The 13,100-nt window shown below is 68.6% G+C and carries 9 protein-coding genes; 3 read left to right on the top strand and 6 right to left on the bottom strand.

Features of this window, described 5'->3' with window-relative positions; translation table 11 throughout:
* Positions 1 to 18: 18 nt before the first annotated feature.
* Positions 19 to 2,079 (top strand): NPCBM/NEW2 domain-containing protein, encoded by a 2,061-nt coding sequence (locus OG555_RS02705; protein ID WP_329480840.1) that lies wholly within the window; start codon positions 19 to 21, stop codon positions 2,077 to 2,079.
* A 47-nt stretch (positions 2,080 to 2,126) separates the two neighbouring features.
* On the opposite strand, the gene OG555_RS02700 is transcribed toward OG555_RS02705, so the two are convergent.
* Positions 2,127 to 3,722: a beta-N-acetylhexosaminidase gene (locus tag OG555_RS02700; protein ID WP_329480839.1), complete on the bottom strand. Its 1,596-nt coding sequence runs from the start codon at positions 3,720 to 3,722 to the stop codon at positions 2,127 to 2,129.
* 153 nt (positions 3,723 to 3,875) lie between these two features.
* Here OG555_RS02700 and OG555_RS02695 point away from each other — a divergent pair, with 153 nt between their 5' ends.
* Positions 3,876 to 5,690 carry a bifunctional metallophosphatase/5'-nucleotidase gene (locus tag OG555_RS02695; protein ID WP_329480838.1) on the top strand — a complete coding sequence of 605 codons (1,815 nt, stop codon included), beginning with the start codon at positions 3,876 to 3,878 and terminating at the stop codon, positions 5,688 to 5,690.
* A gap of 17 nt (positions 5,691 to 5,707) precedes the next feature.
* The gene (locus tag OG555_RS02690) at positions 5,708 to 7,264 is read left to right on the top strand and encodes an alpha/beta fold hydrolase (protein ID WP_329480837.1); all 1,557 of its coding nucleotides are present in this window, start codon (positions 5,708 to 5,710) and stop codon (positions 7,262 to 7,264) included.
* On the opposite strand, the gene OG555_RS02685 is transcribed toward OG555_RS02690, so the two are convergent.
* From OG555_RS02685 to OG555_RS02665, 5 genes are all read right to left on the bottom strand, one after another.
* Positions 7,265 to 7,834 (bottom strand): OsmC family protein, encoded by a 570-nt coding sequence (locus tag OG555_RS02685; protein ID WP_329480836.1) that lies wholly within the window; start codon positions 7,832 to 7,834, stop codon positions 7,265 to 7,267.
* Positions 7,835 to 7,847: 13 nt separating this feature from the next.
* Positions 7,848 to 9,017, bottom strand: a complete 1,170-nt coding sequence (locus tag OG555_RS02680; protein WP_329480835.1) for an NAD(P)/FAD-dependent oxidoreductase — start codon at positions 9,015 to 9,017, stop codon at positions 7,848 to 7,850.
* Between the two features lie 591 nt (positions 9,018 to 9,608).
* A complete protein-coding gene (locus tag OG555_RS02675; RefSeq protein WP_329480834.1) occupies positions 9,609 to 10,985 on the bottom strand; it encodes a GH1 family beta-glucosidase in 1,377 nt (458 codons plus the stop codon).
* Between the two features lie 91 nt (positions 10,986 to 11,076).
* Complete coding sequence (locus OG555_RS02670; protein WP_329480832.1) at positions 11,077 to 12,075, bottom strand: ABC transporter ATP-binding protein; 999 nt, start codon at positions 12,073 to 12,075, stop codon at positions 11,077 to 11,079.
* The gene (locus tag OG555_RS02665; protein ID WP_329480830.1) at positions 12,072 to 13,100 is read right to left on the bottom strand and encodes an ABC transporter permease; all 1,029 of its coding nucleotides are present in this window, start codon (positions 13,098 to 13,100) and stop codon (positions 12,072 to 12,074) included. Before OG555_RS02665 ends, OG555_RS02670 begins: the two co-directional genes overlap by 4 nt.

Here is a 13,100-nt window from a genome sequence, read left to right as displayed (position 1 = left end):
GGCAGCAAAGGACAACAGATGAAGCGACTCCTCGGTGGGGTGATCGCGGCGGTCCTGGTGACCGCTTCGCTCGCGACCGCCACCACCTCAGCCACGGCAGCCCCTGCCGCGACGCCCGTGCTCAGCCCGACGCCGTACATGGGCTGGAACACGTACTACGGTCTCGGCGGCGACTTCACCGCGGACACGATCAAGTCGGTCGCCGACTCGCTGGTGAGTCGCGGACTGGCGAAGGCCGGCTACGACATCGTCTGGCTCGACGGTGGCTGGCAGGCCGACCAGTCGCGCAGCGACGCCGGTGACCTGCAGCCCAACCCGGCCAAGTTCCCGGACGGGCTCAAGCCGGTCGTCGACTACATCCACAGCAAGGGTCTGAAGGCCGGCATCTACACCGACGCCGGTCCGTACATCCCGGGCAGGTGCGGTCTCGGCAGCGGCGGCTACTACCAGCGCGACGCGGACCAGTTCGCCGCGTGGGGCTTCGACGCGGTCAAGGTCGACTACCTGTGCGGTATCGCTGCCAACCTGGACCCGAAGACCGTGTTCACCGAGTTCGCGCACGCGCTGCGCAACAACGCGAGCCACCGGCCGATGATCTTCAACCTGTGCAACCCGGTCACCTCGCCCGACTGGGGCAACTACCCGGAGTCGCAGCAGTCGATCAACTCCTGGACCTACGCGCCGGACATCGCGCAGTCGTGGCGGACCTACACCGACGTCGGCTTCCAGGGCGACATCAAGTTCAAGGACGTACTGCGGAACTACGACGCGAACGCGCGGCACCCCGAGGTGGTCAAGCCGGGTGCGTTCAGCGACCCGGACTACCTGGCGCCCGAGCTCGGGATGACCGACGAGGAGTTCCGCACGCAGTTCACGCTGTGGGCGGTCGCGGCGGCACCGCTCGTGGTCGGCAGCGACATCCGCAAGCTCAGTGCGACGACCATCGGCATGCTGACCGATCCCGACGTACTCGCGATCAACCAGGACCGGGCCGCGGTTCAGGCTGTCCGGGTCGGTGCCGCGGGGACGACGGAGACCTGGGTGAAGCGGCTCGCCGACGGCAGCCGTGCCGTCGTGCTGCTGAACCGTGGCGACAGCGCGAAGACGCTCACCACGACCGCGGCCGCGGTCGGTCTGAGCGGATCGCGGTTCACCCTGAAGAACGCGTGGACCGACAAGGTGACCGAGAGCGCCGGCACGATCAGTGCGGCGGTCCCGGCCCACGGAACCGCGCTCTTCCGGGTCCAGCCCGCTACCGGCGTGCCGGGGATCCCGCACGTCACCGCCGGGATTCCGCAGGTGACGAAGGTCGGAACCGACGCTCAGCCTGTCGGCGTCGCGCCGGTCGTCGCCGGTGGCGACGAGCTCACTGTTCAGGTTGCCGTCCGCAACGACGGAACGACACCTGTGTTCGAGCCGACCGTGACGGTTGCCGGTGGCACTGGGTGGACCGTGAAGCCGTTGTCGAACGCCCCAGCTCTCATTGCCAGTGGCAAGCAGGCGACCTTCGCCTTCACCGTGAAGCTGCCGGCCGGGGCCGCGCCCGGATCCGCGAGCCTCACCGCGTCGACGTCGTACCAGACGATCGGGTACGGCGTGCAGCGGCAGACGACTGTGTCACCGGTCGTCGTCGCGCCGGCGCCACCGGTCGGGACCGTCCCGCTCTCGCATCACCAGTGGATCAGCGCGACCAGCGGCTGGATGTCGCCGACCGTGGACGAGAGCGTCGGCGGCGGCAACCCGATCAAGCTCGTCGGGCAGACCTACCCGACCGGCATCGGGGTCGCCTCGCCGTCGCTCATTCGCTACTACCTGGGGAAGTCGTGCTCGCGGCTGACCGGGACCGTCGGGATCGACGACGTGGTGAGCAACGTCGGGCCGGAAGGCGGGACCTCGACATTCCAGGTCGTCGGTGACGGCAAGGTGTTGTTCGACAGCGGTGTCGTCGACCGGTTCACCCCGAAGCAGGTCGACGTGGACCTGACCGGCGTACGCGTCCTCGACCTCGTCGTCGGCGACGCGGGCGACGGCGGCTACAACGACCGTGCGGACTGGGCGGCACCGACCGCGACCTGCTGAGTCTGCTGAGGAGGGGCAGGCCGGCGATCGGTCTGCCCCTCACAGAGCTACTTCCAGTCGATCTCGACCGACTTGAACCAGGTCCATTCGCGGCTGCGCCAGGTGGGGGACTGGTGCGACAGGCGGGTGGCGTAGTCCGGCCAGTCGGTGGGGTTCGGGGACCAGGCTTTCTCGGCGGCGCCGGGGAGGCGGGGGAGGAGCATGAACTCCAGGTCTTCTTGGCTGGTGATGGTCTCGCACCAGATGGCGGCTTCTACACCGGCGATCTGGGTGTCGGAAGTGACTTCCGGGGTGACCTCGAGTGGGTCCCAGTCGATGCCGCCGCGGATGGACACCGGCGTGTAGAAGGGGAGACCGACGCGCTGTCGCAGCTCTTCCTGAGCGGGGTCGGAGGACGGCTCCGCGTGTGGGCAGTCGAAGTAGAGGCGACTCGTGGGCGACATGATCAGGCGGGATCCGTGGGCGATCGCCCGCGGGACATCCTGTGCAGCCTTCTTCATGTGCTCGACCAGCACCGGCAACAGGTCCGACGGCACCATCGAGCTGGCGTCACCGTCGAGCGACTCGAGCTGGCGCGGCTCCAGCCAGTACTGCACGACCTCGTCGGAGCTGATGGCAGCGCGGGCGATCTCCTGCCACCCCACCACCCGCTTCCCGCGCTCGCGGACGAGTGCGGCGGCCCGCTCCACGAACGCCGCGTGCGCCTCATCCGGCATACCCCACGCCTCGTCCCCACCGATGTGCACATACGCGCTCTGCGGGAACTGCGGGATGACCGCATCCAGCACATCCTCGACGAACGCCCAGATCTCCGGCCGCTCCGGCTCGAAGGTGTTGAGCGGGATGCTGGTTCCATCGCCGAGATCGACCGACCGCAGCTCGGCCGGCGCCAGCTCGGGGTACGCGCTGAACACCGCGGTCGTGTGCCCGGGCATATCGATCTCCGGGACCACCGTCACGAACCGCTCGGCGGCGTACGCAACCAGCTCGGCGAGCTCGTCCCGCGTGTAGTAGCCGCCCGCCCGGTCGCCAACGGCGCCCTTCGCGCCGACCTCGGTCAGCATCGGTCGCGACGGCACCTCGACCCGCCACCCCTGGTCGTCGGTGAGGTGCAGGTGCAGCACGTTGAGCTTGTACAGCGAGAGCATGTCGATGACCCGGCGAACCTCGTCGGGTGCGTGGAACGTTCGTACGACGTCCAGCGACAACCCGCGCCACGCAAACCGGGGCCCGTCGATGATGCGGGTGGCCGGCAGAACCGCCGTACCGTCGTGTGCGTGCGCAGCGATGAGCTGCCGGAGCGTGGTCAGCCCGCGATGCACGCCCTCCGCCGTAGCACCCCAGACGCGTACGCCGTCGCCGGCGACCTCGAGCCCGTAGCGTTCGTCGGCGTCCTCGTTGCCGTCGGCCCGCAGGCCGGCGACGGGCGCGACCTCCTCGAGGCCGGCCGTGTCGATCATGACGGTGATACCGGGATTGCCGGCCAGCGTGAACCCGGCGTCGGCCTGGACGTCGTCGACGAAGCGTGCGGCCACCTCGATGAGCTCGGCCGACTGCGCGACGACGGCGACATCGTCGCGGATGACGAAGGTCCCATCCGGACTGGTTTCGGTCGCGGGTGCAGGGATTACGGGAAGGGTCATGAGGAGAGTTTGCGGCAGCGGAGCGCATCGGGGTACCGCCGGGCGGATTCTTTCTGACTTTTCCGACTCGCCGTTTGATAGTGACATCTCGTTCATTGTCGGGCACTCTCATCCTGTCGAGAACTGCTTGTTTGGACAGCTGAGGAGACAATTGTGCGCAAAGTTCGCCGCCCCCGCGCCCTCGCCGCCGGTCTCGCGGCCCTACTGACAGCCACCCTGGCACCAGCGGCCGGCCTGGCCCCAGCGACCGCTCAGGCCGCCAACCCGTCGCAGCCGGACAGTGCGGCCGCAACCACCTCGGTGCCGGTGCAGCTGGTGTCGATCACCGATTTCCACGGATACCTGCGGCCGCCGTCGCCGGCCGACGGCGGGACCATCGCCGGGCCCGACGGGACCACCCAGGTCGTCGGCGGAGCGGCGTACCTGGCGACCCATCTGAACGACATCCGGGCCGGTCACCAGAACTCGATCTTCTTCGCCGACGGGGACAACTTCTCTGGCTGGCCGTTCGAGGTCGACGCGCACGCGGACGAGCCGACGATCGAGGTGCTGAACGCGCTCGGGGTCGAGTTCTCCAGCGTCGGCAATCACGAGCTGGACGTGTCGAAGAGCTTCCTGGTCGACCACATGACCAAGGGCAAGTGCTTCGGCACGATCGGCGTGGACAGCTGCTTCACCGACTCGACCGGCCACCGGTTCCACGGGGCGAACTTCGAGTTCCAGTCGGCCAACATCGTCGACGCCAAGGGCCGCACGATCGTCGCGCCGTACACGATCCGCTGGGTCCGCGATCACGGTCGCGCGTACCCGATCGGCTTCATCGGGATGACGGTCCCGGACACGCCGGTCGGCTCCACGTCGTACCAGCCGGACCTGAAGGCGCTCGACCCGGTCGAGTCGGCGAACCGCGCGGCGGCCGAGCTGACCAAGCTGGGTGTGAAGGCGATCGTGCTGAACATGCACGACGGTGGCACCGACGCGTCGGCGACGTACGACAACTGCATCAACCCGAGTGGTCCCGCGATCGACCTGGCTCGCAAGGTGACGCCGCAGATCGACGCGATCGTCACCGGCCACTGGCACGCCGCGTTCAACTGCAGCATCCCGGACCCGGACGGCAACCCGCGCCCGGTGGTCGAGGCCGCGAACCACGGCCGGCTGATCAACGAGATCAACCTGCAGCTCGACGGCCGGACCGGTGAGGTACTGCGCGACCAGACCACGTCGACCAACCACGCCGTCACCCGCGACGTCACGCCGGACCCGAAGATCCAGCAGATCGTCGACTACTGGGCGGCTGCCGGCGACCGGAAGTACGCCGAGCCGGTTGCGACGATCACCGGTGATTTCACTCGGACCGCCAATGCGGCTGGCGAAAGCACCCTGGCCGACCTGGCCGCCGACGTACACCTGTGGACCGCCCGGCAGAACGGCAGCGCGGACCTCGGCCTGATCGCGGCCAAGCCCTCCGTCGGATCCACCGCACTGCGCGGCGACCTTCTGGTTGCCAACAGCAACAAGCCGGGCGACGCCGACGGACGAGTCATGCTCGGTGAGTCGTGGGACGCGTACGGCTACGGCAACCCGGTGCTGACCGTGAGCCTCACCGGCGCCCAATTGGACGCCGTACTGGAGCAGCAGTGGCAAACGCAGACCAACGGGACGGTGAAGTTCGCGCCGCTCGCGCTCTCCGGCAATGTCACCTACGCCTTCGACGCAAGCCGGCCGGTCGGCGACCGCATCGATCCCGCCGACGTGGAGATCGACGGCACCGCACTCGACCCGGCCAAGACCTACCGCGTCGCCGCCCTCGCCTACACAGTGATCGGCGCCGACGGCTACTCGGCCTTCAAGGCCTACACCGACCCGGTCCGCAACAACACCGACCATGAGACGTTCGCGGCGTACCTGAAGGCCCACAAGACCGTGACGCCGGCACCGCTCAACCGGGTGACGCAGAAGGGCTGACGCGTCATAGTCGATGTGTGGTGCTCGCGTTCGGCGGCGATCTGGAGTTCGACCCGGCCCTGTTCGAGGTGCGGCGGGGTGGTGTTCCGGTGCCGTTGGAGCCCCAGGCGTTCGATGTGCTGGCCTATCTCGTTTCGCACCGTGATCGGGTCGTTCCGAAAGAGGAACTGATGGACGGGGTCTGGGGCGGCCGTTTCGTCAGCGAGACGGCCGTCACCAGCCGGATCAAGCAGGTCCGGCGGGCGCTCGGCGACGACGGCCACAGTCAGCGGATGATCCGGACCCAGCACGGCCGGGGCTACCGGTTCGTCGCGCCGGTCGAGGCGCGGACGGTGCTCCGGGCGGCCGAGCCGATCCGGTACACCGTCAGCGACGGGCTCCACATCGCCTACCAGGTGACCGGTGGCGGTCCGCTCGACATCGTGCTGATCTCGGGGTTCGTGTCCCACCTCGAGCTGGACTGGGGCGACCCGCGGCACGCGCACTTCCTGCATCGGCTGGGGTCGTTCGGCCGGTTGATCCGGTTCGACAAGCGCGGCACCGGGATGTCGGACCGGCCGTCCGGTCTGCCGGACGTCGAGACCCGGATGCACGACGTCCTGTCCGTGATGGATGCCGTCGGTTCGGAGCGCGCGGTGCTCGTCGGGTACTCGGAGGGCGGGCCGATGGCGATCCTGTGCGCCGCAGCCCACCCCGAACGCGTCGCCGGGCTCGTGCTGTACGGGACGTATGCCAAGCGAGCCTGGTCGGAGGACTATCCCTGCGCGCAGAAGGAGGAAGTCTGGGCCGCTTACGCCGAGGAACTCGTCAGCCGCTGGGATTGGGAGGCGGACATGCGGATGCGCTGCCCATCCGCGGACGAGCCGATGCAGCGGTGGTGGGGGCAACGCATGCGGGCCGCGGCGACGCCGTCGACGGTCCGGGCGCTGATGAACATGAACGCACTCGTGGACGTCCGGGACGCGCTGCCCGCCGTACGGGTCCCGACCCTGGTCCTCCATCGGCTGGGCGACGCGCTCATCGATCCCGCCGGCGCCCGGTACCTCGCGGAGCGCATTCCCGGTGCCCGGCTCGAACTCATCGAGGGCGAGGACCACTTCGTCTCCGGCGATCCCGATCAGATCCTCGACGCGATCGAGCGGTTCCTGCACGAGCTCCCCGCAGCTGAGCCTCGCCCGTCGGCCCTCGCCGCCGTCGTCGCGCCGGCCGGGCCACGCGCCGACGAGGTCGCGGACGGTCTGGTCGCGGCGGGCGGTCGTCGGTGCTCGGGTCCGGACGGCCGGGTCGTGGTGCTGTTCGACGGTCCGGCGACGGCGGTGCGGGCCGGCCTCGCTCAGCTTCACGCAGTGGCCAGGCTTGGTGTCGCCATCGCCGAGGTTCCGCGTGACGAGACCGAGCTCGACGCGTACGGCGTACTGACCGCGATCGCCATGGCCGACCAGGCGGCGCCGGGATCGGTGTGGCTGACGTCGGCGGTGCGCGACCTGCTCGCCGGCTCCGGTGTCGTGACGGAGTACGCCGGCGAGCACGTGATCGGTGGGGTCGAGCCACAGGCGGTGTTTTGGGCGCTGTGATCAGGCGGTCGCGACGTCGATCGACACCGGGACACCGTGCGTGATCACGTCGTACACGGCCGAGCGGTTCATGGACTGCTCGACCAGGGCCTTCAGCTTCTGCGCCTCGGCGTCGCCCTTGACGTGGAAGACGACCCGGATCGCTTCGTACCCGTTGCGGACGTCTGGGTCGAGGCCGAGGATGCCGAGCAGGTTGATGTCGCCCTCGACCGTGGACGTGACCTCATCGAGGTCGATCCCCCGGGCGGCGGCGATGTTCGCCAGCCCGCTGGTGAGGCAGGCTGCCAGGGCGTGCAGCAGGTGCTCGGCCGGCGTCGGGCCGTTGTCGCCGCCGACCAGTACCGGCGGGTGGTCGGCGTCGAAGGTGAAGTCGGCGGGACGGGTGTTCTCCTGTCCGGCTCCGTAGAACCCGTTGATCGTGCCGCGGTTGTGCGTGCCGCTGATCCACCGGTTGGTGGCGCGGAACTGGAAGCGGGCGATCTCCGGCTGGGCCTTGACGGCGTCGAGCGTCGCGAACAACGTGGCGGTGTCGACTCCGTTCCGATGGCTGTCGGTCGTGGTTGCGGTCATGATGCTCTTCCTTTCAGGCAGCAAGGTTTGCTGTGAGTCCGGGAAACGAGGCCAACGCGTCGGCCTCGCGTTCGAGTGCGTCGCTGAGCTGGAGTTGCAGCTCCACGAAGCGGTTCGGCGGTGGGAAGGCGGTCAACGCGCAGGTCAGGTCGAAGACCTCGCGCGCCATGGCGTCCCGCGTCTGCTGGTACGACGTCATCGCGGTCCGCTCGGCCGTGGGGTCGTCGAGGCACCGGTCGATGGCGGTCGCCAGCAGCTCCGCATCGCGGAACGCGTCGGTGATGCCGTGCCCGGTGATCGGATCGCGGTGATAGCCGGCATCGCCGACGAGGGCCCACCCCGGTCCGTGGGATCGGCGAAGGTAGTTCGGAAGATCCGCGGTTCCACGCAGTCGTGCCGTGATACGGCCGGCGCGGACTCGGTGGCCGAGGTCGGGCACCAGCAGTTCGAGCTGTTGGACGAACGCCGCGCCGCGTCCGGAGCCCGCCGTACGGATCGGTTCGAGCAGCGGGGTCGGGCGGATCAGCCAGACACACGCCGCACCGTCATGCGTCGGGAAAACGCCGGCGAACGCATCGGGCGCGATGTGGAACTCGTAGGTGTCCGATCGGAGACCGGTCACATAGGTGTAGAAGACCGCGCATGGTGAGGTGTGCTGCTCGAGCGTCTCGGCGCCGAAGTAGCCCGCCATGCGCGACCCGCGGCCGTCCGCGCCGACCACCACGCGGGCCGGCAGTTCGACGCGGTCGCCGTTCGCGGACCGGCCGACGATGCCGGCGACCCGGCCAGCGTCCGATCGCAGCAGACCGGTCGCGGTCACCCCGGTCCGGAGCTCTGCGCCTGCCGCCACCGCCGCGTCGGCCAGCAGACCGTCGAGCACGTGACGACGGGGTGCGACCAGCATGTCCACGCCGGCGCGCTGCTTGATCCGCCGTACCTTCGACTCGCCCTCGATGTCGAACCGCACCTGCGTGACCGCCGGCGCGCCGCTGTCGAGGACGCGATCGAGCAGACCCCAGCGGGACAGTTGGACGACGCCGCCACGGATGAGTCCGTGCGTCGACAGCGTGTCGCTCGGCAGTCGCGTCTTGTCGACCATGAGGACGTCGTGACCCATCCCCGCCAGCAACCTCGCGGTCGCCGCCCCGGCACACCGTGCCCCAACCACCACAACGTCGTACATCTGCCGCCCCCATCTCCACCCCGATGGGACGACTCTGCGCCGCGTTGGTCATCCGAAGCTTGGAGAGGACGTGGAGTCCGGATGGAGGCCGAATCTCCACGACTTCTCCACATTTCACCGCCCGGCCGCCGGCCCCTAGGACAGGTTGCCGGGACCTGGGACAGGTCGTGCGGCGTCCCAGGTCTCCAGTTCCTGTCCGAGGTCTCGCCCTCACACGGCCGATGGTTGGCCGAGCGGATTCCTCGATCCACCGTGATCGTCCGCCCGGCGAAGGTCATGGCGCCACGATCGTCAGGTATTGGGACGACATGTTCGCCACACTCGTCACCGCTCTCGGAGTTGCTCGCCCTTAAGGATGCCGGTGCGTCTTTGGGGAAAGAAATCGTCGCCCAGTGCACATTAGTTTCCGCAAATCGCGCCGGCCCGCATCCTGTCCTCACTGCTCCGGCACGTTCCGAGGAGTGGGGACAGGATTTGGGGACCGCGGACAGGAACCGGGAACCGGGGACAGGTCGTGCGGGGGCCCAGGTCCGCGGTTCCTGTCCGAGGTCTCGGTTCTCGGCCGAGTCTGCGTTCGCGCCTTGGTCCGGACTAGCGCGCGCGGTGTTGTTCGGCGAGTTGTTTGAGGTACTGCGCGCTGGCTTTCGGGATGCGGGTCTGGGTGTCGTAGTCGACGCGGACGATGCCGAAGCGTTTGACGTAGCCGTAGGCCCATTCGAAGTTGTCCATCAGGGACCAGGCCAGGTAGCCGCGGATGTCGGCGCCCTGGCGGATGGCTTCGGCAACGGCGGCGAGGTGGGAGGCGAAGTACGCCGTACGGTCGGTGTCGTCGACGAAACCGGTGGCGTCGGGGACGTCCTCGAAGGCGGAGCCGTTCTCGGTGATGACCATCGGGAGGCCCGGGTAATCGCGGGCGATGCCGACGAGGAGGTCGGTGAAGCCTTCGGGGACGATCTCCCAGTCCATCGCCGTGCGGGGCTTGTTCAACGGGAGCGTGCGGCTGATCGGCAGCCCGTCCGCGTCCACCGTGCTGCCGTCCTCGGCGTAGCCGGTGAACTTCTGGCTGAAGTAGTAGTTCACCCCGAGTACGTCGATCGGCGCCGAGATGATGTCCAGATCGCCGTCGAGCACCGGGAGCTCGACACCTTCGCGGGCCAGGTCGGCGACCACGTCGGCGGGGTAGCGGCCGATGACGAGCGGGTCGAGGTAGATGCGTCGTCCCACCCCGTCCGCACGGCGCGCCGCCTCGACATCCGGCTCCGCATCCGAAGCCGGGTACGCCGTCGCCACGTTCAGTGTGATCCCGATGTCGAGCTTGCGCGGCGCTGCCTCGCGTATGCGGGACGTCGCCAATCCGTGCCCGAGCAGCAGGTGATGAACGGCTGCCAGGGCCGCCGGGTACTCGCGTCGCCCCGGCGCATGAGCGCCGTACGCGTAGCCGAGCATCGCCGAGCACCAGGGTTCGTTGAGCGTGGTCCAGGTGTCGACCCGATCCTTGAGCGCGTCGAACACCATCATCGAGTAGTCCGCGAACCGGTACGCCGTGTCGCGCACCGGCCAGCCGCCGGCGTCCTCGAGCTCCTGCGGCAGATCCCAGTGGTACAGCGTCACCCACGGATCGATGCCCTGGGCAAGCAGCTCGTCGACGAGCCGGTCGTAGAACGCGATCCCGGCCGGGTTCACCGGACCCCTGCCGCGCGGCTGCACCCGCGGCCACGCCACCGAGAACCGGTAGGTGTCGAACCCGAGGTCCTTGATCAGGGCGACATCGGCCGGCATCCGGTGGTAGTGGTCGCAGGCGACATCCCCGGTGTCGCCGTTGTCGATCGCGCCCGGCACCCGGCAGTAGGTGTCCCAGATCGACGGCGTCCGGCCGTCGGCGTCGATGGCGCCCTCGATCTGGTACGCCGACGTAGCGACCCCCCACCGAAACCCACCCGGCAGCCCCGCCACAAATGCAGTGCTCATACTCAACGATCTCCCTGCGAGAAGTGATAAGAGCTTACGTCCGAAGAATCGAGGGCAATAGGCCACGGATCTTCGGACGTAAGGGGTGGGGTCAGCCGACGCGGCCGGGGAGCCAGCAGGCGACGGATCGGCTGGGGTCGTTGCGCGCCGACGGGATTCCCAGCAGCGGGATGTCGGTCGAGCAACGGTCGAAGGCGTGCGGGCAGCGCGGGTGGAACGCACAGCCGGACGGCATCCCACGCAGGTCTGGTGGCGAACCCGGGATGCCGGCCAGCTCCTTGCGGGCACCGCGCAGGGCTGGGAAGGACTTGAGCAGCCCTTCGCTGTAAGGATGCAACGAGTCCTTGTACAGGTCCGCCGAGCGCGCCTCCTCGACGATCCGGCCGCCGTACATGATCGCGATCCGGTCGGAGAACTCGACCAGCAGCGAGAGGTCGTGCGTGATGAACAGAACCGAGAACCCGAGCCGTTCGCGCAGCTCGACCAGTTGGGCCAGGATCTGCCGCTGCATGACCACGTCAAGCGCGGTGGTCGGCTCGTCCATGATGACGATCTGCGGTTCGAGGACGAGCGCCATCCCGATCATCACGCGCTGCCGCATGCCGCCGGACAGCTGATGCGGGTATGCGTCCATCCGGTCGGCGGAGATGCCGACGAGCTTGAGCATCTCCTTGGCCCGCGCGACTCGTCCCTGCGGACTCAACTGCGGTTCGTGCGCCTTGATCACGTCGAGCATCTGGGTCGAGACCTTGTGCACCGGGTTCAGCGAGTTCATCGCGCCCTGGAACACGATCGACGTCTCGGCCCAGCGGAACTTCCGCAACTCCGGGTCCGTCAGCGCCATCACGTCGTACGCGTCGCCGCTCGGCGGGTGGTAGATCACCGACCCCCCGCTGATCACGCCAGGTGGTGGCAGCAGTCGCGTCACGCCGTACGCCAGCGTCGACTTGCCGCTGCCGCTCTCGCCGGCCAACCCGAGCACTTCGCCGCGATGCAGCGTCAGCGTGACATCACGGACCGCCTGCACCGCCTGATCGCCGAGGCCGTAGTCGACGTGGAAGTTCTTGATCTCCAGCACCGGCTCCCTCATGCCGCGTCCTCCTTCCGGCGTACGACGGGAGTCGCAGGCGCATCCTTGGACGACAGGACCGGGGTGAACCCGACCCGCATCCGGACCGAGTGGCCGTCCGTGGTCTTCACCCGGGTGTGGCCACTGCTGCGCAACCGCGGACTGACGAACTCGTCGATCCCGAAGTTGATCAGCGACAGCGCCGTACCGAGGATCGCGATCGCGAGACCGGCCGGGACGAACCACCACCAGGCACCCTGAGCCAGGGCCTGCTGGCTTTGCGCCCAGAACAGGATCGTTCCCCAGTTCCATTCGGAGATCGTCGAGATGCCGATGAAGGCCAGCGTGATCTCGGACATCACCGCGAAGATGACCGTCCCGACGAAGCCGGAGGCGATGATCGCGGTCAGGTTCGGCATGATCTCGGCGGTGATGATCCGCCAGGTGCTCTCACCGGTCGCCCGCGCGGCCTCGACGTAGTCGCGCCGTCGCAACGACAGCGTCTGCGCGCGCAGCACTCGCGCGCCCCAGGCCCACGAGGTGAACCCGATGACCAAGGCAACCATGAGATCGCCGGCCGAAGGGATGGTCGAGGCAACGATGATGATCAGCGGCAACGCCGGGATCACCAGGAAGACGTTCGACAGCGCCGACAGGCTCTCGTCAGCGGCACCGCCGAGGAAGCCGGCGCTGACACCGATCAGGATCGACAACGCGGTCGCCACGATGCCGGCCAGCAGGCCGACGAACATCACGCCGCGGGTGCCGACCAGGACCTGGCTGAAGATGTCCTGCCCGAGGTGCGTCGTCCCGAACCAGTGCTTGCCGGACGGCGGCTGGATCAGGTCGCTGCTGCGGGCGGACGGGTCGTACGGCGCGATCCACGGGCCGATGATCGCGATCAGGCAGAAGAACGCGAGCACGATCAGGCCGGTGGCGGCCTTGGGGTTGGCGACGAAGCGCAACCGGCGGCGCTTCGCCGGTGCCGCGGCGACCTCGGGACCTCCCGGCGTGACCGCGGTGATGGTGCTGGCTGGTGCTGACAC

This window comes from Kribbella sp. NBC_01484 (assembly GCF_036227145.1).
Classification (GTDB): domain Bacteria; phylum Actinomycetota; class Actinomycetes; order Propionibacteriales; family Kribbellaceae; genus Kribbella.
The sequence above is the reverse complement of the archived record's forward strand: the minus strand, read 5'-3'. Positions and strand labels throughout refer to the sequence as shown.

Excerpts from the sequence above, each read along its gene's own strand:
- OG555_RS02705 (WP_329480840.1), top strand. The coding sequence starts at position 19 with ATGAAGCGACTCCTCGGTGGGGTGATCGCGGCGGTCCTGGTGACCGCT.
- OG555_RS02700 (WP_329480839.1), bottom strand. The coding sequence starts at position 3,722 with ATGACCCTTCCCGTAATCCCTGCACCCGCGACCGAAACCAGTCCGGAT.
- OG555_RS02685 (WP_329480836.1), bottom strand. The coding sequence starts at position 7,834 with ATGACCGCAACCACGACCGACAGCCATCGGAACGGAGTCGACACCGCC.
- OG555_RS02680 (WP_329480835.1), bottom strand. The coding sequence starts at position 9,017 with ATGTACGACGTTGTGGTGGTTGGGGCACGGTGTGCCGGGGCGGCGACC.
- OG555_RS02675 (WP_329480834.1), bottom strand. The coding sequence starts at position 10,985 with ATGAGCACTGCATTTGTGGCGGGGCTGCCGGGTGGGTTTCGGTGGGGG.
- OG555_RS02670 (WP_329480832.1), bottom strand. The coding sequence starts at position 12,075 with ATGAGGGAGCCGGTGCTGGAGATCAAGAACTTCCACGTCGACTACGGC.